This window comes from Pseudomonas salmasensis (assembly GCF_014268375.2).
In the GTDB taxonomy this organism is placed as follows: domain Bacteria; phylum Pseudomonadota; class Gammaproteobacteria; order Pseudomonadales; family Pseudomonadaceae; genus Aquipseudomonas; species Aquipseudomonas salmasensis.
Genome location: NZ_CP077083.1, coordinates 4,431,837 through 4,456,563 on the forward strand (window position 1 = coordinate 4,431,837; position 24,727 = coordinate 4,456,563).

A 24,727-nucleotide genomic window follows, 5' to 3' on the forward strand; every position below is an offset into this window, starting at 1 on the left:
TATCCGTGTACATATCCATTCCTGCGGTAACGGCCACTTAGGGTTCCGCTCTGACAGCGGGTCACTTTTGGAAGGACCCAAAAGTAACCAAAAGGTCCTCGCCCCACCACTCGGCACCTCGCTTAGGCTCGGTGTGCCCGTAATCCGCCAGTGATTTGGGGGGCCGCCGCCACGCGCCATCCATGGCGCGGGGCGGCTAAACCGGCATCCCTGCCGGTTTACCCCCCAAATCCCTGTCGAATTCCGGCCAGCGTGGTTTAACGGGGCGCCTAAGATCAAAAGCAGATCAAGATCAAGAGCGGCTCGCTTCGCATCGTGGTTACCTATGGCCATCGCAGGCAAGCCACCTTCCACAATTTGACTGTATTTACAGATTAAGGGTCAGGCTAACCGTGAAGTTGCGCGGCTCGCCGGGGTTGACCCAATAGTTGCTATAAGACCGCTCATAATACTTTTCATTGAACAGGTTGTTGAGGTTCAGCCCCACCGTCACGTTCTGCGTAGCCTTGTAATGGGCCAGCAAATCCACGGTGTGGTAGGCAGGCAGTTCGAAGCCTGTGCCGGCTTCGCCCGAGCGGTCACCTACATAGGTGAACGCTGCGCCCAGGTCTGAGCCACGTAACGCGCCGTCCTGGAATTCATACACGCCCAACACACTGCCGCTGCGCTTGGCCACGCCGAGAATGCGGCTGCCCGTAGGAATGGTTTTGTCGCCCTTGGTCACTTCGGCGTCGATGTAGGCCAAGGCGCCGATCACGCGTACGGCGTCGGTCACTTGCCCGGTTACTTGCAGGTCGAACCCCTGGCTGCGGGCCTTGCCCATGGCGCGGTTGAGGTTGGTCGCCGGGTCCAGGGTCAGCACGTTTTCCTTTTCGATATGAAAGGCCGCCAGGGTAGCGCTGAGGCGGTCGTCAAACAGTTCGCTTTTGATTCCCACCTCGTAACCCACGCCTTCTTCGGGCTTGAAGGACTTGCCGCCAGCATCCAGGCCGCTATTGGGCTTGAACGAGGTGGAGGCGTTGGCAAATACGCCGACTTCAGGCGTGAGCTGGTAGAGCAGGCCGGCGCGTTGTGTGAAGGCATCGTGGGTTTGGCGGCTCTTGGCGTGATTGCGGGTGAAGTCGTCGGTGCTTTGTTCGAAGTGTTCGAAGCGGGCACCGATCATGCCGCGCAGGCGGTCGGTGAAGATGATCTGGTCTTGCAGGTTCAGAGCGTGGCTTTTGGTCTGTTCGAAGAAGTCGGTGCCGGAGCGTGTGCCGTTGGGTTTTGGCTGGCCGTACACCGGCTTGTAGATGTCGATGGGATAGTCGCCAGCGATCGCCGTCACGCGCTCTTTCTTGCGGTAATCCTCGTATTCGGTACCGATCAACAGTTCATGTTGCCAACTGCCAATATCGAACACCCCGCGCAGTTCCAGCTGGGTGATGCTGTCGTGCCAACCCGTGGAGCGTTCACGGTAGCGGCGGTTGACGCTGTGGCCGTCTGGGTTCAGCGCACGGCTTTCCGAAGCATCGCCCCACAGGCTGCCTTGCTTGTAATGGCTGGCCAGGCGCAGTTTCCAGGCGTCGTTGAGGTGGTGTTCCAATGCCGCCTGGATGCGGTTGTTGTGGTTGCGGATATTGCCGTCGTTGGGCTCGCCGAGGAAGGTGGAATGGGACATGCCGGTATTGGCGACGATGCCCCGGTCGAAGGTGGAACTGTGGCGCACGAACTCGCTTTCCACCAGCAGGGTGGTGTCCGGGTCCAGTTGCCAACTGAAGGAGGGCGCGACGAACACGCGCTTGGCGTCGACGTGATCGCGAAAGCTGTGGTTGTCTTCAACGGCCAGGTTCACGCGCGTCAGCACACGCCCCTCGCTGTCCAGCGGCGTATTCACATCCAGCGCGGTGCGGTAGCGGTCCCAACTGCCGGCGCTGGTCTGCAGCGTGGTGAAGGCCTCGGGCTGGGGTTTCTTGGTGACGATATTCACCGTGCCGCCGGGATCGCCACGCCCATACAGGCTGGCGGCGGGGCCCTTGAGCACTTCGATGCGCTCGATATTCGCTGCGTCCGGGGTGCTGGGGTAACCACGGTTGGCGCTGAAACCATCCTGGTAGAACTCGGACGTGGTGAAGCCGCGCACGCTGTATTCGTAGAGGGTCAGGCCGCCGAAGTTGTTTTGCTTGGACACACCGCCGGCGAATTCCAGGGCGCGCTCCACGCTGGTACTGCCCAGGTCCTTGAGCACCGTGGCCGGAATCACGCTGATGGACTGTGGGATGTCGCGCAAGGCCGTGTCAGTCTTGGTCGCGCTCGCAGAGCGGGTGGCACGGTAGCCATCGACTGGGCCGGTGGCGGATTCATAGGCGTCGGAGGTGACGCTGATGGTGTCCAGTTCCAGGGTGTTTTCTTCGGCGTAGGCAGGGTCGAGCAGCAAACCCAGGGCCAGGCCGGCCAGGGGCACAAACTTTCGAGACGACATGATAGAGCGTTCCAATAGCGATATTGAAACAATATAACATGCCTAATGAGAATGAATCGCTAAGAAATATGGCCTTACAAGCGCCCGCGAACGGGCGCTTGGGTCGCGACGGTTATTGCTCTTCTTTCAGTGGCGCGGTGGCCGGTGGTGGGCGCAGGCCGATTTCTGCCGACAGTTTGATCTCCTTGCCGTTGCGCATCACCAGGATCGCCACCTTGTCGGTCGGCTTGATCCGCGCCACCTGGTTCATCGACTTGCGGCCATCACCCGCCGGCGCGCCGTCGATGCTGAGGATCACATCGCCCAGCTGCAGGCCGGCTTTCTGCGCCGGGCCGTCGCGGAAGATCCCCGCCACTACGATACCTGGACGCCCGGTCAGGCCGAACGACTCGGCCAGTTCCTTGGTCAAGGGCTGTACTTCAATACCCAGCCAGCCACGAATCACCTGGCCGTGTTCGATGATCGACTTCATCACTTCCATCGCCAGCTTCACCGGGATGGCAAAACCAATGCCCTGTGAACCGCCGGACTTGGAAAAAATCGCGGTGTTGATGCCGGTCAGGTTGCCATTGGCGTCCACCAGCGCACCGCCGGAGTTGCCGGGGTTGATCGCCGCGTCGGTCTGGATGAAATCTTCGTAGCTGTTAAGGCCCAGCTGGTTACGCCCGGTGGCGCTGATGATGCCCATGGTCACCGTTTGCCCCACCCCGAACGGGTTGCCGATGGCCAGCGCTACATCGCCCACGCGCAAACCGTCGGAGCGGCCGAGGGTGATGGCCGGCAGGTTCTTCAGATCAATCTTGAGTACCGCCAGATCCGTTTCCGGGTCGCTGCCCACCACGCGGGCCAGGGTTTCGCGGCCGTCACGCAGGGCTACCACGATCTGGTCGGCGCCGGTGGTCACATGGTTATTGGTGAGGATGTAGCCTTCAGGGCTCATGATCACGCCGGAGCCGAGGCTGGATTCCATGCGGCGCTGCTTGGGGCCGTTGTCACCGAAATAGCGGCGAAATTGCGGGTCTTCAAACAACGGATGCGCGGGCTTGTTGATGACTTTGGTGGTGTACAGGTTGACCACCGCCGGCGCGGCAATGACCACGGCGTCGGCATAGGTCACCGGACCCTGCACCACCGTGTTGGTCTGCGGCGCCTGTTGCAGGTTCACATCCAGTGTGGGCAGGCCCACCCACTGGGGATAACGCTGGATAATCAGCATCGCGATCAGCACGCCAGCCAACAATGGCCATCCAAAAAAACGCAGTGCCTTGAGCATCAAGTAAGTCCTGACAGGTTGCAGGGGGCGGGAGAGCGCCCATAATGTCGCGCATTATACGAGGCTGTGACGCCTGCGAACGGGATATTTAGGAGTCTTTTATGGCCGTGCCCCTTACTACCCTCGTCGAGGAAGCCGACCGCTACCTCGGCAGCGCCAAAATTGCCGATTACTGCCCCAATGGCCTGCAGGTCGAAGGCCGGCCCCAAGTGATGCGCATCGTCAGTGGCGTGACCGCCAGCCAAGCCCTGCTGGACGCCGCCGTCGAAGCCAAGGCCGACCTGGTGTTGGTGCACCACGGTTACTTCTGGAAGGGCGAAAACCCCTGCATTACCGGCATGAAGCAGCGCCGCCTCAAAACCCTGCTCAAGCATGACATCAGCCTGCTGGCCTACCACTTGCCCCTGGACCTGCACGCCGATGTCGGCAACAACGTGCAACTGGCTCGCCACCTGGACATCACCGTCGAAGGCCCGCTGGACCCGGGCAACCCAAAAATCGTCGGGCTGGTCGGCTCCCTTGCCGAGCCCTTGTCACCTCGTGACTTCGCCCGTCGCGTGCAGGACGTGATGGGCCGCGAACCGCTGCTGATCGAAGGCAGCGAGATGATTCGCCGCGTCGGCTGGTGTACCGGTGGCGGCCAGGGCTACATCGACCAGGCGATTGCCGCGGGTGTCGATTTGTACCTGAGCGGTGAAGCGTCCGAACAGACCTTCCACAGCGCCCGGGAAAACAACATCAGCTTCATCGCCGCCGGCCATCACGCCACCGAACGCTATGGCGTGCAGGCGCTAGGCGACTACCTGGCGCGGCGCTTTGCCCTGGAGCACCTGTTCATCGACTGCCCCAATCCGATCTAAAGCACAGCGCTGAACACGGTGGGAGCTGGCTTGCCTGCGATTGGCCTTAGGCCTCTCCACAGCTCTGTAGTGAACAACGGTAATCACGATGCGAAGCGAGCCGCTCTTGATCTTGATCTGCTTGTGATCTTGATCTCAGGCGCCCCGTTAAACCACGCTGGCCGGAATTCGACAGGGATTTGGGGGGTAAACCGGCAGGGATGCCGGTTTAGCCGCCCCGCGCCATGGATGGCGCGTGGCGGCGGCCCCCCAAATCACTGGCGGATTACGGGCACACCGAGCCCAAGCGAGGTGCCGAGTGGTGGGGCAAGAGCGTTTTGCTTACTTTTGCGCTTTTCAAAAGTGAGCCGCCGTCAGGGCGGAACCCTAGGTGGCCGTTACCTGAATAACGGATATGTACCCGGTCCAACTGTGTTGACTGTTAGGCCGTCTTCGCAGGCAAGCCAGCTCCCACACTGCCCAGATTAAAGCCCAAACCGGGCGGCATATTCATATATCGTTTCGGTCTAGCTGGCGCCCTAAATAGAAGAAGTTGCTGTGCTAGCATGCCTCGCTCGAACACGGCCCGCTGGCCGTCCATAAGATCGTTTTTCCGTGAGTAACCATGGTCGACAAACTGACGCATCTGAAACAGCTGGAGGCGGAAAGCATCCACATCATCCGCGAGGTCGCCGCCGAGTTCGATAACCCGGTGATGCTCTACTCGATCGGTAAAGACTCCGCCGTGATGCTGCACCTGGCACGCAAGGCCTTCTTCCCAGGCAAGCTGCCGTTCCCGGTGATGCACGTCGACACTCGCTGGAAATTCCAGGAGATGTACAAGTTCCGCGACAAGATGGTCGAGGAGCTGGGCCTGGACCTCATCACCCACATCAACCCCGATGGCGTGGCGCAGAACATCAACCCGTTCACCCACGGCAGCGCCAAGCACACCGATATCATGAAGACCGAGGGCCTCAAGCAGGCGCTGGACAAGCATGGTTTCGACGCCGCATTCGGCGGTGCCCGTCGCGATGAAGAGAAATCCCGTGCCAAAGAGCGCGTGTACTCGTTCCGCGACAGCAAACACCGCTGGGACCCGAAGAACCAGCGCCCTGAGCTGTGGAACGTCTACAACGGCAACGTCAACAAGGGCGAGTCGATCCGTGTGTTCCCGCTGTCCAACTGGACCGAGTTGGACATCTGGCAGTACATCTACCTGGAAGGCATCCCGATCGTGCCGCTGTATTTCGCCGCCGAGCGCGACGTGATCGAGAAGAACGGCACGTTGATCATGATCGACGACGACCGCATCCTCGAGCACCTGTCCGACGAAGACAAAGCCCGTATCGTCAAAAAGAAAGTACGTTTCCGCACCCTTGGCTGCTACCCGTTGACGGGCGCGGTGGAGTCCGAAGCCGAGACGCTGACGGACATCATTCAGGAAATGCTCCTGACGCGAACTTCCGAGCGCCAGGGCCGTGTCATCGACCACGATGGTGCCGGCTCGATGGAAGATAAAAAACGTCAAGGCTATTTCTAAGGGGCTGTCATGTCGCATCAATCTGATTTGATCAGCGAGGACATCCTCGCCTACCTGGGCCAGCACGAGCGCAAAGAAATGTTGCGCTTCCTGACCTGCGGCAACGTCGACGACGGCAAGAGCACCCTGATCGGGCGCCTGCTGCACGACTCCAAGATGATCTACGAGGATCACCTTGAAGCCATTACCCGCGACTCGAAAAAGTCCGGCACCACCGGTGACGATATCGACCTGGCGTTGCTGGTCGATGGCCTGCAGGCCGAGCGTGAGCAGGGCATCACTATTGATGTTGCCTATCGCTATTTCTCCACCGCCAAGCGCAAATTCATCATCGCCGACACCCCCGGCCATGAGCAGTACACCCGCAACATGGCCACTGGTGCGTCCACCTGTGACCTGGCGATCATCCTGATCGACGCCCGCTACGGCGTGCAGACCCAGACCCGTCGCCACAGCTATATCGCCTCGTTGCTGGGTATCAAACACATCGTTGTGGCCATCAACAAGATGGACATCAACGGCTTTGACCAAAGCGTATTCGAGTCGATCAAAGCCGATTACCTGAAGTTCGCCGAAGGTATCGCATTCAAGCCAAGCACCCTGGCCTTCGTGCCGATGTCGGCGCTCAAGGGCGACAACGTGGTGAACAAGAGCGAGCGTTCGCCCTGGTACACCGGGCAGTCGCTGATGGAGATCTTGGAGACTGTCGAGATCGCCAATGATCGGAACTACACCGACCTGCGTTTCCCGGTGCAGTACGTCAATCGCCCGAACCTGAACTTCCGTGGGTTTGCCGGCACCCTGGCGAGCGGTATCGTGCACAAGGGTGATGAAGTGGTGGTGTTGCCGTCGGGCAAGAGCAGCCGCGTCAAATCCATCGTCACCTTTGAAGGTGAGCTGGAACACGCAGGCCCGGGCCAGGCCGTGACCTTGACCATGGAAGACGAGATCGACATCTCCCGTGGCGACCTGTTGGTGCATGCCGACAACGTGCCGCAAGTGACCGATGCCTTCGACGCCATGCTGGTGTGGATGGCCGAAGAACCGATGCTGCCGGGCAAGAAATACGACATCAAGCGCGCCACCAGCTACGTGCCGGGTTCCATCACCAGCATCGTGCACCGCGTGGACGTAAACACCCTGGCCGAAGGCCCGGCGAGTTCGCTGCAGCTCAACGAGATTGGCCGGGTCAAGGTCAGCCTGGACGCCGCCATCGCCCTGGACGGTTACGACAGCAACCGCACCACTGGCGCGTTCATCGTGATCGACCGCTTGACCAACGGCACGGTGGCCGCGGGCATGATCATCGCGCCACCGGTGGGTCATGGCGGCGCTGCGCAGCACGGCAGCCTGGCGCATGTGGCCACCGAAGAGCGCGCCCTGCGTTTCGGCCAGCAGCCGGCCACGGTGTTGTTCAGCGGCTTGTCGGGCGCTGGCAAGAGCACTCTGGCCTATGCGGTCGAGCGCAAGCTGTTCGACATGGGCCGGGCGGTGTTCGTGCTGGATGGCCAGAACCTGCGTCACGACCTGAACAAAGGGTTGCCGCAGGACCGTGCCGGGCGTACCGAGAACTGGCGTCGTGCGGCTCATGTGGCGCGTCAGTTCAACGAAGCCGGCCTGCTGACCCTGGCGGCCTTCGTTGCGCCGGATGCCGAAGGCCGTGAGCAGGCCAAGGCGCTGATTGGTGCCGACCGCTTGCTGACCGTCTACGTACAGGCATCGCCGTTGGTGTGCGCCGAGCGTGACCCGCAAGGGTTGTACGCGGCTGGTGGGGATAACATCCCTGGCGAATCCTTCCCGTATGACGTGCCGTTGAATGCCGACCTGGTGATCGACACCCAGGCGTTGTCGCTGGAAGACAGCGTCAAGCAAGTGCTGGAGCTGTTGCGTCAGCGCGGCGCGATCTAAACCTCGCGGCCATTAAAAAGCCCGCCATCGATCACTCGGTGGCGGGCTTTTACATGCTTGAGGCCTGGCTATTGCCTTCTGTAGGAGCGAGCTTGCTCGCGAAAAACGTCAACGATTACGTGTGCTTCCTGGATAAACGCGGCGCCTATGAGTTTTTCGCGAGCAAGCTCGCTCCTACAGAGTGATATTAAGGCAAGCCTGCTCCCCCATTTTGATCAGCGGCTGGCCGGAAAGTCTTTGTGAAGCTGCTCCAGCAACGCATCCTTGTCTTGCCACAACCGGTTGATCCAGCCTTGGAACGCCAACCGATAGTCCCCATCCTGCTCATAATTCTTGCCGATGAACTCAGCCGGGATCTGTACTTCTTCAAAGTGCACCACCACGTCCTTCACATTGCCGCACAGCAGATCCCAATAACCTGGGCGCCCGCCGGGGTAGTGGATGGTCACATTCACCAGTGATTTGAGCTGCTCACCCATGGCATCCAGCACAAACGCAATACCGCCCGCCTTGGGTTTAAGCAGGTAGCGAAACGGTGACTGCTGCTGCGCATGCTTGCCCGGCGTAAAGCGCGTGCCTTCGGCAAAGTTGAAAATCCCCACGGGGTTGTCGCGAAACTTCGCACAGGTCTTGCGCGTGGTTTCCAGGTCTTTGCCTTTCTTCTCCGGGTGCTTCTCCAAATAAGCCTTGCTGTAGCGCTTCATGAAGGGAAAGCCCAGCGCCCACCACGCCAGGCCAATCACGGGTACCCAGATCAATTCTTGCTTGAGGAAAAACTTCAGGGGGCGAATGCGCCGATTGAGCACGTACTGCAACACCATGATGTCGACCCAGCTCTGATGGTTGCTGGTCACCAGGTACGAGTGCTGGTAGTCCAGGCCCTCAAGGCCAGTCAGGTGCCAGCGTGTGCGCCGCACCAGGTTCATCCAGCCCTTGTTATTGGTGACCCAGGCTTCGTGGGTGTGGTTCATCAGCCATTCGCTCAGGCGCTTGGCAAACGGCAGCGCCTTGAACAGCGCGACGATAAACAGGAACGAACACAGCAGGATCGTGTTCAGCGCCAGCAACAGCGAAGCGATCACCCCGCGCAAGGCGGCAGGTAGAAAATCCAGCATTTAGATATCCATGGGGCGGTTGGCGGCTTGGATCGCCGTCAGGGCGATGGTGTACACGATGTCGTCCACCTGGGCGCCACGTGGCAGGTCATTGACCGGTTTGCGCAGGCCCTGGAGCATCGGCCCCAGGCTCACGCAATCGGCGCTGCGTTGTACGGCTTTGTGAGTGGTGTTGCCGGTGTTCAGGTCTGGGAACACAAAGACAGTGGCCTTGCCCGCCACCTGGCTGTTGGGCGCCAGTTGCCGGGCGACGTTTTCGTTGGCGGCGGCGTCGTACTGCAACGGGCCGTCGATCAGCAGCGAGCTTTGTTGCTCGTGGGCGAGCAGGGTGGCTTCGCGGACTTTTTCCACTTCCTCGCCGCTGGCCGAGTCACCGCTGGAATAGCTGATCATCGCCACCCGTGGCGTGATGCCGAACGCGGCTGCCGAGTCGGCGCTTTGCAGGGCAATTTCCGCCAGTTCCGCAGCGCTTGGGTGCGGGTTCATCACGCAGTCCCCGTACACCAGCACCTGCTCGGGGAACAGCATGAAGAACACCGACGACACCAGGGTGCAGCCTGGTGCGGTTTTAATCAGCTGCAGCGCCGGGCGAATGGTATTGGCGGTGGAGTGAATAACGCCGGAGACCAGGCCATCCACTTCGTCGAGGGCGAGCATCATGGTGGCGATCACCACGGTGTCTTCCAGTTGTTGCTCGGCCATGGGCGCGTTGAGGCTTTTGCTCTTGCGCAAGGCGACCATCGGCTCCACGTAGCGTTGGCGAATCAGATCGGGGTCGAGAATCTCCAGGCCTTCGGGCAGGTCGATGCCCTGGGCACGGGCAACGGCTTCCACATCCTCAGGCTTGGCCAGCAGCACGCAACGGGCAATGCCACGGGCCTGGCAGATCGCGGCGGCCTGTACGGTCAGCGGCTCGCTGCCTTCGGGCAACACGATGCGTTTGTTGGCGGCCTGGGCGCGTTGGATCAGTTGGTAGCGGAACACCGCCGGCGACAGGCGCATCTCCCGTGGCGTGCCACACCGCTGGTGCAGCCAGCGTGCATCGAGGTGGCTGGCGACGAAGTCGGTGATGATTTCCGCGCGCTCGCGGTCATCGATGGGGATTTCCTTGTTGAGGCTATTGAGCTGGTTGGCGGTGTCATAGGAGCCGGTGCTCACCGACAACACTGGCAACCCGGCCTGGAAGGCGCCTCGGCACAGATCCATGATGCGCGGGTCGGGCAGGGTGTCGCTGGTCAGCAGCAGCCCGGCCAGCGGCACGCCATTGATGGCGGCCAGGCTGACGGCGAGGATGATGTCGTCGCGATCGCCCGGGGTCACCACCAACACACCGGGCTTGAGCAGCTCGACGGTGTTACGCATGGTGCGCGCGCAAATGATGATCTTGGTCATGCGCCGGCTTTCGTAGTCGCCGGCGTTGAGGATCTGCGCGCCCATCAAGTCCGCCACATCGCGGGTGCGTGGGGCGTTGAGCTCGGGTTGGTAGGGGATGCAGCCGAGCAGGCGGAAATCACCGCTGCGCAACAGCGGCGAATGCTCTTTGAGGCGCGCCGAGAAGGCTTCCATGCTTTCGTCGGTGCGTACCTTATTGAGGATTACGCCCAGCACTTTCGGGTCTTTGGGACCGCCAAACAGTTGGGCCTGCAATTCCACACGGCCAGACAGCTCGGTGAGCACTTCGTTTTCCGGAGCCGAGACCAGGATCACTTCCGCGTCCAGGCTCTTGGCCAGGTGCAGGTTGACCCGTGCCGCGTAGCTGGCGCTGCGGGTGGGCACCATGCCTTCGACGATCAGCACGTCTTTGCCTACGGCCGCCTGCTGGTACAGGGTGATGATTTCTTCGAGCAGCTCATCGAGCTGGCCGTCGCCGAGCATGCGCTCTACGTGAGCCAGGCCAAGCGGCTGCGGCGGTTTCAGGCCGTGGGTGCGCGCCACCAGCTCGGTGGAGCGTTCCGGCCCGGTGTCGCCAGGGTGTGGTTGGGCAATGGGTTTGAAAAAGCCGACTTTCAGGCCGGCCCGTTCCAGGGTACGCACCAGCCCAAGGCTGATGGAGGTCAGACCCACACCAAAATCGGTGGGCGCGATAAAAAAAGTCTGCATGCGAATTCTCTGGAGGTGCATGGCTTGGGTGGCGCTCTATGGGTGAGTGCCTACCGCGAATCAGGCGCCAAGGTTATCGTTATTCGTGCCCTTGCGCACACCAGCCGCACGCAAAGGCCTGGCCTATTTTTTCAAGGCGTTGCGCGGGGTCGAGCACCCAGGCGCGTGACTGCCAGGGCGGCTGGTGGCGCAGGTGCTGGGTGTGGCCGCAAGACAGCTCGGCCACCCAGTGCCCCTCGTCGTCCTGATGAAAACCTGTGATCGTGACCGTTGATCGGCCCCGTCCGTCCGGGTTCCGTTCGCTTTCGGGCAAATCCTTGTTTAGACTTGTCCGTTCTTCATTCTTTTGCAAAAGGTCTCGCCCCATGACGATCGCCGCTAACAAGGCTGTCTCCATCGACTATACCCTGACCAACGACGCTGGTGAGGTCATCGACAGCTCCGCCGGCGGCGCGCCGCTGGTTTACCTGCAAGGCGCAGGCAACATCATCCCGGGCCTGGAAAAGGCTCTGGAAGGCAAGAACGTCGGTGACGAACTGACCGTCGCCGTAGAACCTGAAGATGCCTACGGCGAATACTCTGCCGAACTGGTCAGCACCCTGAGCCGCAGCATGTTCGAAGGTGTCGATGAGCTGGAAGTGGGCATGCAGTTCCACGCTTCCGCGCCGGACGGCCAAATGCAGATCGTCACCATCCGCGACCTGGACGGCGACGACGTCACCGTTGACGGCAACCACCCTCTGGCTGGCCAGCGCCTGAACTTCCAAGTGAAGATCGTGGCCATCCGCGACGCTTCCCAGGAAGAAGTGGCTCACGGCCACGTCCACGGTGAAGGCGGTCATCACCATTGATTGATGTTTTGATCAAGTGGTAGCAAAAACGCCCCGACTGGTTCGGGGCGTTTTTTTTGCCCTGAGCTCACTGTAGGAGCGAGCTTGCTCGCGAAAAACCTGAGCACCCCGCTGGGCGCCAGGCTTCCCGCGTCATCGTTAACGATTTTCGCGAGCAAGCTCGCTCCTACAGTTGTTGGGCGTGTTTCCGGCACAAACAAAAATGCCCCGAACCTTTCGGTACGGGGCATTTCTTAACTGTTACGCAACCTGAGCTGCGTTGCAGTTGTTACCACTTAGGCTGCAGCAGGAACGCTCAGAGCCTTGATGTGGCCATTCAGGCGGCTCTTATGGCGAGCGGCCTTGTTCTTATGGATGATGCCTTTATCGGCCATACGGTCGATAACAGGCACAGCCAGAACGTAAGCTGCTTGAGCTTTTTCAGCGTCTTTGGTGTCGATGGCTTTGACTACATTCTTGATGTAGGTGCGAACCATGGAACGCAGGCTGGCGTTGTGGCTGCGACGCTTCTCAGCCTGTTTTGCACGTTTTTTGGCGGAAGGTGTGTTGGCCACCGTCGAGCTCCTCGAAAGACTTTTTAGGAAATAGCAAACAAAATAGGCCGCGAATCATGCCGATGACTTGACGGGTTGTCAAGGGCGGCTGATGCGAACTGCTGAGTGGTCGATCTGAAGAGGCGGGTGATTTATTTCCGGCGCTTGACCTGTAAACTCGCGAGCTTTGGCTCTGTGCTGTTGCAGGCGCGCAGTATCGCATAAGTGGGCGCGTAGTTCGCCTGCTCTTTATCTATAGGCGCAAACTCTTTCAATGAATCTGCTCAAATCGTTGGCTGCCGTCAGCTCTATCACGATGATTTCCCGGGTATTGGGGTTTGTGCGTGACACCCTGCTGGCACGCATCTTTGGCGCCAGCATGGCCACGGATGCGTTCTTTATTGCCTTTAAACTGCCCAACCTGTTGCGGCGGATCTTCGCCGAAGGCGCTTTTTCCCAGGCGTTCGTGCCGATCCTGGCCGAATACAAGACCCAGCATGGCGAGGAGGCGACTCGTACGTTCATCGCCTACGTCTCGGGCCTGCTGACGCTGGTGCTGATGCTGGTAACCATCGTCGGCATGCTCGCCGCGCCCTGGGTGATCTGGGCCACGGCGCCTGGTTTTGCCAATACGCCGGAAAAGTTCGCGCTCACCACTGATCTGCTGCGCGTGACCTTTCCTTATATATTGCTGATTTCCCTGTCTTCGCTCGCTGGGGCGATCCTCAATACCTGGAACCGTTTCTCGGTGCCGGCCTTCGTGCCGACCTTGCTGAACGTCAGCATGATTATTTTTGCGCTGTTCCTCACACCGTACTTCGACCCGCCCGTCATGGCGCTGGGCTGGGCGGTGCTGGCCGGTGGCCTGGCGCAGTTGTTGTACCAACTGCCCCACCTGAAAAAAATCGGCATGCTCGTACTGCCGCGCCTGAACCTCAAGGACACCGGCGTGTGGCGCGTCATGCGCAACATGCTGCCGGCGATCCTCGGGGTGTCGGTCAGTCAGATCTCTCTGATCATCAACACCGCGTTCGCCTCGTTGCTGGTGTCCGGCTCGGTGTCGTGGATGTACTACGCCGACCGCCTGATGGAATTGCCATCCGGTGTGCTGGGCGTGGCGTTGGGCACGATCTTGCTGCCGACCCTGGCGCGTACCTATGCCAGCAAGGATCGCCAGGAATATTCGCGCATCCTCGATTGGGGCCTGCGCCTGTGCTTTTTGCTGGTGCTGCCGTGCGCCCTGGCCCTGGGCATCCTCGCCGAACCGTTGACGGTCTCGCTGTTTCAGTACGGGCAGTTCGACGCCCATGACGCGTTGATGACCCAGCATGCGCTGGTCGCCTACTCCGTCGGCCTGCTCGGCATTATTGTGATCAAGGTGCTGGCGCCGGGCTTCTACGCCCAGCAAAACATCCGCACCCCGGTGAAAATCGCGATTTTCACCCTGGTCGTGACGCAATTGCTCAACCTGGTGTTTATCGGCCCGCTGGCCCACGCCGGCCTGGCCTTGGCGATCAGCGCAGGTGCATGCATAAACGCAGGCCTGCTGTTTTACCAATTGCGTAAACAACAGATGTACCAGCCGCAGCCAGGCTGGGGCATATTTGCGCTCAAGCTGCTGGTGGCGGTCGCCGCGATGTCGGTTGTGCTGTTTGGCCTGATGCACATCATGCCGGCCTGGGGCCAAGGCAATATGCTGGAGCGCTTCATGCGCCTGGGTGTATTGGTCGTGGCGGGCGTGGTGGTGTACTTCGGGATGTTGCTGTTGCAGGGTTTTCGCCTGCGCGATTTCAATCGCAAGTCGCTGGGATAGCGAGTTTGCCGCGATAAAACGATTGTTTTATCGATTCGACCCATTTGGCCTGCGCTGTTGCCTGTCGTCCGGGGCTGGGTGTGGTTATAATCGACCACTTTATGAGCAAGAAGCGCGTTATGCAGCTGGTTCGAGGTCTCCACAACCTGCGCCCCGAGCATCGGGGCTGCGTCGCCACTATTGGCAACTTTGACGGTGTTCACCGTGGCCACCAGGCTATCCTGGCTCGGCTGCGCGAGCGTGCGGTCGAGTTGGGCGTGCCCAGCTGCGTGGTGATTTTTGAGCCGCAACCGCGGGAGTTCTTTACCCCGCAAACCGCGCCGGCCCGCTTGGCGCGTTTGCGGGACAAGCTGCAGCTGTTGGCGGAAGAGGGCGTGGACCGCGTCCTCTGCCTGGCTTTCAACCAGCGTTTGCGCAGCCTCAGCGCCGCCGAGTTCGTCGACCGCATCCTGGTGGATGGCCTGGGCGTGCAGCACCTGGAGGTCGGCGACGACTTCCATTTCGGTTGTGACCGGGTTGGGGATTTCGATTTCCTGCAGCATGCCGGCGTCAATCAGGGTTTCACTGTCGAAGCCGCGCAAACCGTCGAACTGGACGGCCTGCGCGTGAGCAGCACCCAGGTGCGTAACGCCCTGGCCGCCGCTGACTTCGACCTGGCCGAGCGTTTGCTCGGTCGCCCGTTCCGCATTGCCGGGCGGGTACTGCACGGCCAGAAGCTGGCGCGCCAACTGGGCACGCCAACCGCCAACGTGCAACTCAAGCGCCGCCGTGTGCCGCTGACCGGGGTTTACCTGGTGAGCGTCAACATCGACGGCCAATCGTGGCCAGGAGTCGCCAATATAGGCGTCAGGCCCACGGTTGCAGGTGATGGCAAGGCCCACCTGGAAGTTCACCTTTTGGATTTTGCCGGTGATTTATACGACCGGCGTTTGACGGTGGTTTTCCACCAGAAGCTGCGTGAAGAGCAGCGTTTCGCCTCCCTGGAGGCGTTGAAAACGGCGATCAATGCGGATGTCGCCGCCGCCCGTGCACTAGCCGCACCTAGCGCCCATCGCTAACCGAAGAGCCTTAAATGACCGACTATAAAGCCACGCTAAACCTTCCGGACACCGCCTTCCCAATGAAGGCCGGCCTGCCACAGCGCGAACCGCAGATCCTGCAGCGCTGGGACAGTATTGGCCTGTACGGAAAGTTGCGCGAAATTGGCAAGGATCGTCCGAAATTCGTCCTGCACGACGGCCCTCCTTATGCCAACGGCACGATTCACATCGGTCATGCGCTGAACAAGATTCTCAAGGACATGATCCTGCGCTCCAAGACCCTGTCGGGCTTCGACGCGCCGTATGTCCCAGGTTGGGACTGCCATGGCCTGCCGATCGAGCACAAAGTCGAAGTGACTTACGGCAAGAACCTGGGCGCGGATAAAACCCGCGAACTGTGCCGTGCCTACGCCGCCGAGCAGATCGAAGGGCAGAAGTCCGAATTCATCCGCCTGGGTGTGCTGGGCGAGTGGGACAACCCCTACAAAACCATGAATTTCAAGAACGAGGCCGGTGAAATCCGTGCCTTGGCCGAAATCGTCAAAGGCGGTTTCGTGTTCAAGGGCCTCAAGCCCGTGAACTGGTGCTTTGACTGCGGTTCGGCCCTGGCCGAAGCGGAAGTGGAGTACGAAGACAAGAAGTCCTCGACCATCGACGTGGCCTTCCCGATCGCCGACGACGCCAAGCTGGCCGAGGCGTTCGGCCTGGCAAGCCTGGCCAAGCCAGCCGCCATCGTGATCTGGACCACCACCCCCTGGACCATCCCGGCCAACCAGGCGCTGAACGTGCACCCGGAATTCACCTACGCCCTGGTGGACGTCGGTGATCGCCTGCTGGTGCTGGCCGAAGAAATGGTCGAGTCGTGCCTGGCGCGTTACGAGCTGCAAGGTTCGGTCATCGCCACCACCACCGGTTCTGCGCTGGAGCTGATCAACTTCCGTCACCCGTTCTATGACCGTCTGTCGCCGGTGTACCTGGCTGACTACGTCGAGCTGGGTTCGGGTACTGGTATTGTTCACTGCTCGCCTGCCTATGGTGTGGACGACTTCGTGATCTGCAAGAAGTACGGCATGGTCAACGATGACATCATCAACCCGGTGCAGAGCAACGGCGTATACGTGCCTTCGCTCGAGTTCTTCGGTGGCCAGTTCATCTTCAAGGCCGATCAACCGATCATCGAAAAGCTGCGTGAAGTTGGTGCGTTGATGCAAACCGCCGCCATCCAGCACAGCTACATGCATTGCTGGCGTCATAAGACCCCGCTGATCTACCGCGCTACGGCGCAGTGGTTTATCGGCATGGACAAAGAGCCGACCAGCGGCGACACCCTGCGTGTACGTTCGCTCAAAGCCATCGAAGACACCACGTTCGTCCCGGCCTGGGGCCAGGCGCGCCTGCACTCGATGATCGCCAACCGTCCGGACTGGTGCATCTCCCGCCAACGTAACTGGGGCGTGCCGATCCCGTTCTTCCTGAACAAGGAAAGCGGTGAACTGCACCCGCGCACCGTCGAGTTGATGGAAGTCGTGGCCCAGCGCGTTGAGCAAGAAGGCATCGAAGCCTGGTTTAAGCTGGACGCCGCCGAGCTGCTGGGCGACGAAGCGCCGCTGTACGACAAGATCAGCGACACCCTCGATGTGTGGTTCGATTCGGGCACCACTCACTGGCACGTGCTGCGTGGCTCGCACCCGATGGGTCACGAGACCGGCCCGCGCGCCGACCTGTACCTGGAAGGTTCTGACCAACACCGTGGCTGGTTCCACTCGTCATTGCTGACCGGTTGCGCCATCGACAACCACGCGCCGTACCGCGAGCTGCTGACCCACGGCTTCACCGTCGATGAGACGGGCCGCAAGATGTCCAAATCGCTGAAGAACGTGATCGAACCGAAAAAGATCAACGAAACCTTGGGCGCCGACATCATGCGTCTGTGGGTGGCTTCCACCGATTACTCGGGTGAAATCGCCGTGTCGGACCAGATCCTGGCCCGCAGCGCCGACGCCTACCGTCGTATCCGCAATACCGCGCGCTTCATGTTGTCGAACCTGACCGGTTTCAACCCGGCCACCGACCTGCTGCCGGCCGAAGACATGCTCGCCCTGGACCGTTGGGCCGTGGACCGTACTCTGTTGCTGCAGCGCGAGTTGCAAGAGCACTACGGCGAATACCGCTTCTGGAACGTCTACTCCAAGATCCACAACTTCTGCGTGCACGAGCTGGGCGGTTTCTACCTCGACATCATCAAGGACCGCCAGTACACCACCGCCGCCAACAGCAAGGCGCGCCGTTCGGCGCAGACCGCGCTGTACCACATCAGCGAAGCGCTGGTGCGCTGGATCGCACCGATCCTGGCGTTCACCGCCGACGAGCTGTGGGAATACCTGCCGGGCGAGCGTAATGAGTCCGTGATGCTCAACACCTGGTACGAAGGCCTGACCGAACTGCCGGCCGACTTCGAACTGGGCCGCGAGTACTGGGCAGGCGTCATGGCCGTCAAGGTTGCAGTGAACAAGGAACTGGAAGTCCAACGTGCGGCCAAGGCCGTGGGTGGCAACCTGCAAGCCGAAGTCACCCTGTTTGCCGAGGATGGCCTGACCGCCGACCTGGCCAAGCTGAGCAACGAACTGCGCTTCGTACTGATCACCTCCACCGCGAGCCTGGCACCTTTCGCCCAGGCCCCGGCAGATGCCGTGGTCACCGAGGTGCCGGGCCTGAAGCTCAAAGTGGTGAAGTCGGCCTTCCCTAAGTGCGCCCGTTGCTGGCACTGCCGTGAAGATGTCGGTGTGAACCCTGAGCACCCGGAAATCTGCGGTCGTTGTGTCGATAACATCAGCGGTGAAGGCGAGGTTCGCCACTATGCCTAATGCTGCCAGTCGTTTCGGACGTCTGGGCTGGCTCGTACTGAGCCTGCTGGTGCTGGTCATTGACCAGGTCAGCAAGGCTCACTTCGAAGGCTCCCTGGAAATGTTCCAGCAAATCGTGGTGATCCCGGATTACTTCAGCTGGACCCTGGCCTACAACACTGGCGCCGCCTTCAGCTTTCTGGCTGACGGCGGTGGCTGGCAGCGCTGGCTGTTCGCGGTGATCGCCGTGGTGGTGAGTGCCGTGCTGGTGGTGTGGCTAAAGCGCCTGGGCCGCGACGACACCTGGCTGGCCATCGCGCTGGCGCTGGTGTTGGGCGGCGCGCTGGGTAACCTGTATGACCGCATCGCCCTGGGCCATGTGATCGACTTCATCCTGGTGCATTGGCAGAACCGCTACTACTTCCCGGCGTTCAACTTTGCCGACAGCGCCATCACCGTTGGTGCAATCATGCTGGCGCTGGATATGTTCAAGAGCAAGAAAACCGGAGAAACCGTCAATGACTGATCAGGTATTGGCTGAGCAACGCATCGGCCAGAACACGGAAGTCACTTTGCATTTCGCATTGCGCCTGGAGAATGGCGACACGGTAGACAGCACCTTCGACAAAGCCCCGGCGACCTTCAAGGTTGGCGACGGTAACCTGCTGCCCGGTTTTGAAGCGGCGTTGTTCGGGTTCAAGGCGGGCGACAAGCGCAATCTGCAGATCCTGCCGGAAAACGCCTTCGGCCAACCCAACCCGCAAAACGTGCAGATCATCCCGCGTTCGCAGTTCGAAGGCATGGACCTGTCGGAAGGTTTGCTGGTGATCTTCAATGATGCGGCCAATACCGAATTGCCCGGAGTGGTTAAAGCCTTCGATGATGCGCAAGTGACCATCGACTTCAACCATCCGTTGGCCGGTAAAACCTTGACGTTTGATGTTGAAATCATCGACGTTAAAGCGCTCTAACTGACGAAACCGGTTCCTGTGGGGCTGGCTTGTGTGGGAGCTGGCTTGCCTGCGATAGCATCACCTCGGTGTACCTGATACATCGAGTCGTTTGCATCGCGGGCAAGCCCGCTCCCACAGACGCTTATTCTATAGAGCTGAGTTGATCCAATTTCTTGGCCTGCAAGGCACGAGGCACAGCATGCAAATCAAACTCGCCAACCCCCGTGGCTTCTGCGCTGGCGTGGACCGGGCGATCGAAATCGTCAACCGCGCCCTGGAAGTCTTCGGGCCGCCGATTTATGTGCGCCACGAAGTCGTCCATAACAAATTCGTGGTCGAAGACCTGCGCGCACGCGGTGCGATCTTTGTCGAAGAACTCGACCAGGTGCCCGATGACGTTATCGTCATCTTCAGTGCCCATGGTGTGTCCCAGGCTGTGCGTACCGAAGCGGCCGGCCGTGGCCTAAAAGTATTCGATGCCACTTGCCCGCTGGTGACCAAGGTGCACATCGAGGTAGCGCGTTATAGCCGCGACGGCCGCGAATGCATCCTGATCGGCCATGCCGGTCACCCGGAAGTCGAAGGCACCATGGGCCAGTACGACGCCAGCAACGGCGGCGCCATCTACCTGGTGGAAGACGAAAAAGACGTTGCCAACTTGCAGGTGCACAATCCCGACCGCCTGGCTTTTGTCACCCAGACTACCTTGTCCATGGACGATACCAGCCGCGTGATCGACGCCCTGCGCACGCGATTCCCGGCCATTGGCGGCCCCCGCAAGGATGACATCTGCTACGCCACGCAAAACCGCCAGGATGCGGTCAAGCAGCTGGCGAATGAATGCGATGTGGTACTGGTAGTCGGCAGCCCTAACAGTTCCAACTCCAACCGCTTGCGCGAACTGGCCGAACGCATGGCCACACCGGCATACCTGATCGACGGTGCCGAAGACATGCAGCGCAGCTGGTTCGACGGTGTCGAGCGTATCGGCATCACGGCGGGTGCCTCCGCTCCGGAAGTGCTGGTGCGCGGCGTGATCCAACAGTTGCAGGCCTGGGGTGCCACCGGCGCCGATGAGCTGGCGGGTCGTGAAGAGAACATCACGTTCTCGATGCCCAAGGAACTGCGGGTCCGCTCGCTGCTCTGACGGCCAGGGTGCTGGAATAGCCTCGGCATAATGCCTGTTCGGTCTTATCACTGCGCAGGCTGATGCGCCCGCTGGGGGCCAGCACGATCTGATACTGGCTCTGTGCATGGGCCTTGTCACACACGTGCACGGTGCCGGCACGAAATCCCCCGCCGGCGAACACCGGTTCCCCCAGGCCGCTGAAGCGCACCTGGCTCGTCACCGGGCCATTACCGGCGACCGGCACGCGCCCACTGCCCTCACGCTCCAGCAATACTGGATTGTCGTCATCCAGGTGGCCGCGCCCACTCACATCCAGTATCACGCGCCATCCCAGGCTCCAGTCCTCACTCTTTGCATGAATGACCACCGCCCGATTGCGCGCGATGGCCTCGGTGCGTGCGTAGCGCAGCCCGGAGGCAAGTGATTGGGCAACGTTTTGTCGTTGCTGTGATTCAAGTAAACCCTTGAAACCAGGTACGGCCAGTTGTGCGAGAAAACTGGTGACGATCAGCCCCAGCAGCATTTCAATCAGGGTGAATCCTCGTTGTTTCATGTGCGTTCCCTCCTTGGGCACGAGTGGGTTTTCTAGGTATAGCGCTTGGTCCTTGGCCCTGGATGATGGCCTTTATGTCCAAAGTATTTCCCTTTGTTCCGGGAGCAGCGCCGCTCGAAAACCGACGCTAGTCTTGGGTCGCACAGCAGGCTTTGCCTGCTTTTTCCACCGGCCTTCGACATGGATGACGACGCAAATGCCAGCCTGCCCGAACCGATTTTTCCTGCGCGTTGCGCACTCGCGCCAGTCCGGCACGACGTTGGTCGAAGTGCTGGTAGCGCTGTTGATTTTGGCGATCGGCCTGATGGGCGCTGCGGTGCTGCAACTCAACGCGCTCAAGTACACCAACAGCGCCAGGATGACCAGCCAGGCCAGTTTTATTGCCTACGACATGCTCGACCGTATTCGCACCAATGCTGGCGCTGATTACACATGGGGCAGGGCGGAGCTGGCGCCACCCAACACTGCCACCGCCAGTGTGCGTGACCTGGACCTGCACGATTTCGAGGCCAATATCATGGGTTTTGCCGGCGAGGATGCCAAAGGTTCAGTGGTGGTGAACGGGCACGAGGTCACCATCAGCATCAGTTGGGCGGATGCCCGGGCAGCAAACCGTCCAGGGGCGCGGGAAACCTTCACCCTGACCAGTCGCATCAGCAATGAACAAGGAGTGTCGCAATGAAGCGTCTTGCGCGAGGTTTCAGCCTGGTGGAAGTGCTACTGGCGCTCGCCCTCGGGTTGGTTTTGATACTTGGGGCGAGCCAGATACTGATCAGTGCGCGGTTGACCCACGCCAGCCAGCAGGCCGCCATGCTGCTGCAGGATGATGCGCGGTTTGTGCTGAGCAAGATCACCCAGGATATTCGCCAGGCAGGCATGCTGGGGTGTTTGGCCTTGGCCGCTATCGATAATGCTCCGGCTGCCTTTGATCGGCCGATAAGCTGGGAAGCGGCGGGGAGTGCGAAGTCACTGACGCTGGTGACCGCGAATGTCGGCGATAGCGTCGGTAAGCCCGACTGGACGGTGCTCTCCGACTGCAAGGAGACGGCCCGGGCTTATGCCGGCACACCGCCCGTTATCGAACCCGGCCAACTTCGCTTTGGCATACGCCAACTTACCTACACCTACGAATCGGGCCAGTTGAAGATCAGTACTCCGGCAGCACCCGCCAGGGCGGTATTGATGGATAACGTGCGGGCATTCGACGTCAGCTTCGGCATGGCGGCCACCTCGGCATCAACGGTTGTGACGCGCTATGACAGCCATCCGGCCGATGAGTCGCTGATACGTAGCGTGCGCATCTTCATGACCCTTCAAGACCCCGCCGGCCGGGTGAAGGACCAGACCTACAGCGTCGTGGCGGCACTGCGGAACCGACTGGGGTAGGGGCGATGACTATGCAGGGTGGCATTCGTGTACGGCAGACCGGGATGGTACTGCTGATCAGTCTGGTGTTTCTGTTGGTGCTGTCGCAGGTGGGGCTGTCTTCGATACAGGCTGCGGTCTCCCAGCAAAAAGTCGCGAGCAGCCTGTGGCATCGCAATCAATCGTTTCAAGCTGCCGAAAGCGGTCTGAGGTTGGGGGAATCGGCCGTGCAAAAGGTTGGCCAGGCGATGCCTGTCTGCCACTCGATCACCCGCTGTGCGCCGCCTGCTGAGGCTTTTTCCTTGACGGCGGCCGGGACGAACCCTGCCTCGGCAGTCACCTGGCTTGCCTTGAAGGATGGTTTTTATGGCATTCAATCCCTCGGGGAGGGTGAAGGGCTGGCTCATTTGCCGCCCCGTTCCCCGGCCTCACTTTTTCGTGTCACCTCGGTCGGGCTCGCGGGGCAATCGCGCACGGTGCTGGAGACGGTCTATGCACGGGTAGAGGAGGGCGGCCGCGTCAGGTTTCGACGGGTCTTATGGCGGCAACTTCAATAAGGAGCAATCGGATGGGCAAGGAGAGCCAGGGTTTTACCCTGATGGAGTTACTGATCGTCGTGGCGATCATCGCGTTGCTGGCCGGGATTGCGTATCCCGGGTACCTCGGGCAGGTAAAAAAGGTGTACCGGGCGCAGATCGTCGCGTTGTTGAGCGAACAAGCCCAGCATCTGGAGCGTTCTTACACGAGAAATGGCACTTTTATTGATGCGGGCGACGTCAGCGCGGGCAATGATCACTATAGAATCAGTGTCGTCCTGAACCCCCAGGATTTTGACCTGCTCGCCACACCTGCTACGGACTCGGTCATGGCGAATGACGCGTGCGCAGCCTTCAGCTTGACCAGCACCGGTATGCGCAGCAACCCGGGAGCGGGGCCTGAAATGTCGCCCAAGGTCTGCTGGGGGCAAGGATGAGCGTACTTGAAACGTGGGCGCCGGGTGTGCCTTTCCCTGTTTATCGGCTGGATCAAATGATGGCTAAGCAACAGCAAGTGGTGATTGTCGGCGGCGGAGTAATCGGGCTGTTGACGGCGTACAACCTCGCCAGTGAGGGCCAGGCGGTCACGCTGCTGGAGCGCGGTGGGCTTGGGCAGGAGTCTTCCTGGGCGGGCGGTGGGATTGTCTCGCCGTTATATCCGTGGCGCTATAGCCAGGCGGTCACGGCCTTGGCCCATTGGTCCCAGGATTTTTACCCGCAACTGGCGCAACGGTTGTTTGCTGCCACCGGTGTCGATCCAGAGGTGCATACCACGGGTTTGTATTGGCTCGACCTGGATGACGAAGCGGATGCACTGGCCTGGGCTGCCCGTGAAGGGCGGCCATTGAGCAAAGTGGACGTATCGGCGGCCCATGACGCGGTGCCGGTGCTGGGGGGCGGCTACGCCCAGGCAATCTACATGGCCGACGTGGCCAATGTTCGCAACCCGCGCCTGGTCAAATCACTGAAGGCGGCGCTGCTGGCGTTGCCGAACGTGACGATTCACGAGCAATGCGATGTGTTGGGCTTTGTGCTCGGCGACGGCAGGGTAGTGGGTGTGAATACCGCTACGGGCCAGGTTTTGGGAGATCAGGTGGTGCTTGCGGCCGGGGCCTGGAGCGGGCAGTTGCTGGGTACGCTGGGCTTGGGGCTGCCCGTGGAGCCGGTCAAAGGCCAAATGATCCTGTACAAATGCGCGTCCGACTTTTTATCCAGCATGGTCCTGGCCAAGGGGCGCTATGCGATCCCGCGGCGGGATGGGCACATCCTGATCGGCAGCACGTTGGAGCATGAAGGATTCGACAAGACGCCAACCGACATCGCGCTGGAAAGCCTCAAGGCGTCTGCGGTGGAACTGATTCCCGCCTTGGCGGACGCCGAGGTGGTCGGGCATTGGGCCGGTTTGCGGCCTGGCTCACCCGAAGGTATACCGTTTATCGGTGAGGTCCCTGGCTTCAAGGGGTTGTGGCTCAATTGCGGGCATTACCGCAATGGCCTGGTACTCGCACCAGCCTCTTGCCAGTTGTTCACCGACTTGCTGCTGGCGCGGGCTCCGATCATCGATCCAGCGCCTTACGCCCCCGCAGGTCGCCTCAAGGCTGGATAGACTTTGGCCCTTGTTCCAGGTGCGCCTGGGTGCAGTACCATTGCTGGCGTGAACTCAGTGCGCGGTCTTGCGGCAGGTGCACGCCACAGTGGGCGCAACGCACCATCAGGGCCGCATCCGGCTCGGCAGGCCGTTGCTGACGGGCGGCAGGGTTTTTGAATTTGCGCCAGAACCATACCGCGGCGGCAATGACGGCAATCCAGAACAGTAGACGAAGCATGATGGGCATTTCTCGACAAGGAATGCGCCAGTTTAGCCAAGGTGAT

General features: G+C 60.6%; 23 protein-coding genes. 15 read left to right on the plus strand and 8 right to left on the minus strand.

Annotated elements, in window-relative coordinates:
- Nucleotides 1-367 precede the first annotated feature (367 nt).
- Together HU731_RS19835 and algW are read right to left on the minus strand one after the other, a co-directional pair.
- Complete coding sequence (locus HU731_RS19835) at nucleotides 368-2,461, minus strand: TonB-dependent siderophore receptor (protein ID WP_032893643.1); 2,094 nt, start codon at nucleotides 2,459-2,461, stop codon at nucleotides 368-370.
- A 112-nt stretch (nucleotides 2,462-2,573) separates the two neighbouring features.
- The gene (gene algW / locus HU731_RS19840) at nucleotides 2,574-3,734 is read right to left on the minus strand and encodes a Do family serine endopeptidase AlgW (protein WP_054896877.1); all 1,161 of its coding nucleotides are present in this window, start codon (nucleotides 3,732-3,734) and stop codon (nucleotides 2,574-2,576) included.
- 101 nt (nucleotides 3,735-3,835) lie between these two features.
- Between algW and HU731_RS19845 the strand changes: the two genes are divergently transcribed.
- The 3 genes from HU731_RS19845 (at nucleotide 3,836) to cysN (ending at nucleotide 8,024) form a co-directional block, all read left to right on the plus strand.
- A complete protein-coding gene (locus HU731_RS19845) occupies nucleotides 3,836-4,594 on the plus strand; it encodes a Nif3-like dinuclear metal center hexameric protein (RefSeq protein WP_186608427.1) in 759 nt (252 codons plus the stop codon).
- 604 nt (nucleotides 4,595-5,198) lie between these two features.
- A complete protein-coding gene (cysD, locus tag HU731_RS19850; RefSeq protein WP_003171640.1) occupies nucleotides 5,199-6,116 on the plus strand; it encodes a sulfate adenylyltransferase subunit CysD in 918 nt (305 codons plus the stop codon).
- Nucleotides 6,117-6,125: 9 nt separating this feature from the next.
- Nucleotides 6,126-8,024, plus strand: coding sequence for a sulfate adenylyltransferase subunit CysN (gene cysN, locus HU731_RS19855; protein WP_003188392.1), 1,899 nt, complete (start codon nucleotides 6,126-6,128; stop codon nucleotides 8,022-8,024).
- A 215-nt stretch (nucleotides 8,025-8,239) separates the two neighbouring features.
- Here the strand turns inward: cysN and yihG are convergent, their stop codons facing one another.
- From yihG to HU731_RS19870, 3 genes are all read right to left on the minus strand, one after another.
- Complete coding sequence (yihG, locus tag HU731_RS19860) at nucleotides 8,240-9,139, minus strand: 1-acylglycerol-3-phosphate O-acyltransferase, YihG family (RefSeq protein WP_186608222.1); 900 nt, start codon at nucleotides 9,137-9,139, stop codon at nucleotides 8,240-8,242.
- On the minus strand, nucleotides 9,140-11,239 hold the full coding sequence (gene pta / locus HU731_RS19865) for a phosphate acetyltransferase (RefSeq protein ID WP_056785333.1): 2,100 nt from the start codon (nucleotides 11,237-11,239) through the stop codon (nucleotides 9,140-9,142).
- A 79-nt stretch (nucleotides 11,240-11,318) separates the two neighbouring features.
- On the minus strand, nucleotides 11,319-11,606 hold the full coding sequence (locus HU731_RS19870; protein WP_186608223.1) for a DUF3565 domain-containing protein: 288 nt from the start codon (nucleotides 11,604-11,606) through the stop codon (nucleotides 11,319-11,321).
- Here HU731_RS19870 and HU731_RS19875 point away from each other — a divergent pair.
- Nucleotides 11,605-12,090, plus strand: coding sequence for an FKBP-type peptidyl-prolyl cis-trans isomerase (locus HU731_RS19875; protein ID WP_003188398.1), 486 nt, complete (start codon nucleotides 11,605-11,607; stop codon nucleotides 12,088-12,090). The two genes, HU731_RS19870 and HU731_RS19875, sit on opposite strands and share 2 nt — an antisense overlap.
- A gap of 275 nt (nucleotides 12,091-12,365) precedes the next feature.
- Here the strand turns inward: HU731_RS19875 and rpsT are convergent, their stop codons facing one another.
- On the minus strand, nucleotides 12,366-12,644 hold the full coding sequence (gene rpsT / locus HU731_RS19880; protein ID WP_003188401.1) for a 30S ribosomal protein S20: 279 nt from the start codon (nucleotides 12,642-12,644) through the stop codon (nucleotides 12,366-12,368).
- A gap of 253 nt (nucleotides 12,645-12,897) precedes the next feature.
- Here rpsT and murJ point away from each other — a divergent pair, with 253 nt between their 5' ends.
- The 6 genes from murJ to ispH all read left to right on the plus strand — a co-directional run bounded on the left by murJ (nucleotide 12,898) and on the right by ispH (nucleotide 20,419).
- Complete coding sequence (gene murJ / locus HU731_RS19885; protein ID WP_186608221.1) at nucleotides 12,898-14,436, plus strand: murein biosynthesis integral membrane protein MurJ; 1,539 nt, start codon at nucleotides 12,898-12,900, stop codon at nucleotides 14,434-14,436.
- Between the two features lie 119 nt (nucleotides 14,437-14,555).
- Nucleotides 14,556-15,494 carry a bifunctional riboflavin kinase/FAD synthetase gene (gene ribF, locus HU731_RS19890; RefSeq protein ID WP_186608220.1) on the plus strand — a complete coding sequence of 313 codons (939 nt, stop codon included), beginning with the start codon at nucleotides 14,556-14,558 and terminating at the stop codon, nucleotides 15,492-15,494.
- A gap of 14 nt (nucleotides 15,495-15,508) precedes the next feature.
- A complete protein-coding gene (gene ileS / locus HU731_RS19895) occupies nucleotides 15,509-18,340 on the plus strand; it encodes an isoleucine--tRNA ligase (protein ID WP_186608219.1) in 2,832 nt (943 codons plus the stop codon).
- Entirely contained in the window at nucleotides 18,333-18,845 is a 513-nt protein-coding gene (gene lspA / locus HU731_RS19900; RefSeq protein ID WP_044270796.1) for a signal peptidase II, read from the plus strand. The genes ileS and lspA overlap by 8 nt, the downstream gene beginning before the upstream one ends.
- A gap of 7 nt (nucleotides 18,846-18,852) precedes the next feature.
- Nucleotides 18,853-19,290, plus strand: a complete 438-nt coding sequence (locus tag HU731_RS19905) for an FKBP-type peptidyl-prolyl cis-trans isomerase (protein ID WP_169855857.1) — start codon at nucleotides 18,853-18,855, stop codon at nucleotides 19,288-19,290.
- 181 nt (nucleotides 19,291-19,471) lie between these two features.
- Nucleotides 19,472-20,419 (plus strand): 4-hydroxy-3-methylbut-2-enyl diphosphate reductase, encoded by a 948-nt coding sequence (gene ispH / locus HU731_RS19910; RefSeq protein ID WP_032893637.1) that lies wholly within the window; start codon nucleotides 19,472-19,474, stop codon nucleotides 20,417-20,419.
- Here ispH and HU731_RS19915 read toward each other — a convergent pair.
- The gene (locus tag HU731_RS19915) at nucleotides 20,373-20,954 is read right to left on the minus strand and encodes a GspH/FimT family pseudopilin (RefSeq protein WP_186608218.1); all 582 of its coding nucleotides are present in this window, start codon (nucleotides 20,952-20,954) and stop codon (nucleotides 20,373-20,375) included. The genes ispH and HU731_RS19915 overlap by 47 nt on opposite strands.
- 196 nt (nucleotides 20,955-21,150) lie before the next feature.
- Here HU731_RS19915 and pilV point away from each other — a divergent pair, with 196 nt between their 5' ends.
- From pilV to thiO, 5 genes are read left to right on the plus strand one after another with little or no spacing between them, the layout of a single operon-like run.
- The gene (gene pilV / locus HU731_RS19920; protein WP_186608217.1) at nucleotides 21,151-21,636 is read left to right on the plus strand and encodes a type IV pilus modification protein PilV; all 486 of its coding nucleotides are present in this window, start codon (nucleotides 21,151-21,153) and stop codon (nucleotides 21,634-21,636) included.
- Complete coding sequence (locus tag HU731_RS19925; RefSeq protein WP_186608216.1) at nucleotides 21,633-22,340, plus strand: prepilin-type N-terminal cleavage/methylation domain-containing protein; 708 nt, start codon at nucleotides 21,633-21,635, stop codon at nucleotides 22,338-22,340. The genes pilV and HU731_RS19925 overlap by 4 nt, the downstream gene beginning before the upstream one ends.
- A gap of 5 nt (nucleotides 22,341-22,345) precedes the next feature.
- Nucleotides 22,346-22,876: a pilus assembly PilX family protein gene (locus HU731_RS19930; protein WP_186608215.1), complete on the plus strand. Its 531-nt coding sequence runs from the start codon at nucleotides 22,346-22,348 to the stop codon at nucleotides 22,874-22,876.
- 11 nt (nucleotides 22,877-22,887) lie between these two features.
- Nucleotides 22,888-23,292 (plus strand): type IV pilin protein, encoded by a 405-nt coding sequence (locus HU731_RS19935; RefSeq protein WP_186608214.1) that lies wholly within the window; start codon nucleotides 22,888-22,890, stop codon nucleotides 23,290-23,292.
- Nucleotides 23,293-23,351: 59 nt separating this feature from the next.
- Complete coding sequence (thiO, locus tag HU731_RS19940) at nucleotides 23,352-24,461, plus strand: glycine oxidase ThiO (RefSeq protein ID WP_186608213.1); 1,110 nt, start codon at nucleotides 23,352-23,354, stop codon at nucleotides 24,459-24,461.
- On the opposite strand, the gene HU731_RS19945 is transcribed toward thiO, so the two are convergent.
- A complete protein-coding gene (locus HU731_RS19945) occupies nucleotides 24,448-24,681 on the minus strand; it encodes a PP0621 family protein (protein WP_186608212.1) in 234 nt (77 codons plus the stop codon). The genes thiO and HU731_RS19945 overlap by 14 nt on opposite strands.
- Between the last annotated feature and the right edge of the window lie 46 nt (nucleotides 24,682-24,727).

Bases quoted from the DNA above. Each gene is read 5' to 3' on its own strand.
- HU731_RS19835 (WP_032893643.1), bottom strand. From the start codon at position 2,461: ATGTCGTCTCGAAAGTTTGTGCCCCTGGCCGGCCTGGCCCTGGGTTTG.
- algW (WP_054896877.1), bottom strand. From the start codon at position 3,734: ATGCTCAAGGCACTGCGTTTTTTTGGATGGCCATTGTTGGCTGGCGTG.
- HU731_RS19845 (WP_186608427.1), top strand. From the start codon at position 3,836: ATGGCCGTGCCCCTTACTACCCTCGTCGAGGAAGCCGACCGCTACCTC.
- cysD (WP_003171640.1), top strand. From the start codon at position 5,199: ATGGTCGACAAACTGACGCATCTGAAACAGCTGGAGGCGGAAAGCATC.
- cysN (WP_003188392.1), top strand. From the start codon at position 6,126: ATGTCGCATCAATCTGATTTGATCAGCGAGGACATCCTCGCCTACCTG.
- yihG (WP_186608222.1), bottom strand. From the start codon at position 9,139: ATGCTGGATTTTCTACCTGCCGCCTTGCGCGGGGTGATCGCTTCGCTG.
- pta (WP_056785333.1), bottom strand. From the start codon at position 11,239: ATGCAGACTTTTTTTATCGCGCCCACCGATTTTGGTGTGGGTCTGACC.
- HU731_RS19875 (WP_003188398.1), top strand. From the start codon at position 11,605: ATGACGATCGCCGCTAACAAGGCTGTCTCCATCGACTATACCCTGACC.
- HU731_RS19870 (WP_186608223.1), bottom strand. From the start codon at position 11,606: ATGGGGCGAGACCTTTTGCAAAAGAATGAAGAACGGACAAGTCTAAAC.
- murJ (WP_186608221.1), top strand. From the start codon at position 12,898: ATGAATCTGCTCAAATCGTTGGCTGCCGTCAGCTCTATCACGATGATT.
- ribF (WP_186608220.1), top strand. From the start codon at position 14,556: ATGCAGCTGGTTCGAGGTCTCCACAACCTGCGCCCCGAGCATCGGGGC.
- ileS (WP_186608219.1), top strand. From the start codon at position 15,509: ATGACCGACTATAAAGCCACGCTAAACCTTCCGGACACCGCCTTCCCA.
- lspA (WP_044270796.1), top strand. From the start codon at position 18,333: ATGCCTAATGCTGCCAGTCGTTTCGGACGTCTGGGCTGGCTCGTACTG.
- ispH (WP_032893637.1), top strand. From the start codon at position 19,472: ATGCAAATCAAACTCGCCAACCCCCGTGGCTTCTGCGCTGGCGTGGAC.
- HU731_RS19915 (WP_186608218.1), bottom strand. From the start codon at position 20,954: ATGAAACAACGAGGATTCACCCTGATTGAAATGCTGCTGGGGCTGATC.
- pilV (WP_186608217.1), top strand. From the start codon at position 21,151: ATGCCAGCCTGCCCGAACCGATTTTTCCTGCGCGTTGCGCACTCGCGC.
- HU731_RS19925 (WP_186608216.1), top strand. From the start codon at position 21,633: ATGAAGCGTCTTGCGCGAGGTTTCAGCCTGGTGGAAGTGCTACTGGCG.
- HU731_RS19930 (WP_186608215.1), top strand. From the start codon at position 22,346: ATGACTATGCAGGGTGGCATTCGTGTACGGCAGACCGGGATGGTACTG.
- HU731_RS19935 (WP_186608214.1), top strand. From the start codon at position 22,888: ATGGGCAAGGAGAGCCAGGGTTTTACCCTGATGGAGTTACTGATCGTC.
- thiO (WP_186608213.1), top strand. From the start codon at position 23,352: ATGGCTAAGCAACAGCAAGTGGTGATTGTCGGCGGCGGAGTAATCGGG.
- HU731_RS19945 (WP_186608212.1), bottom strand. From the start codon at position 24,681: ATGCTTCGTCTACTGTTCTGGATTGCCGTCATTGCCGCCGCGGTATGG.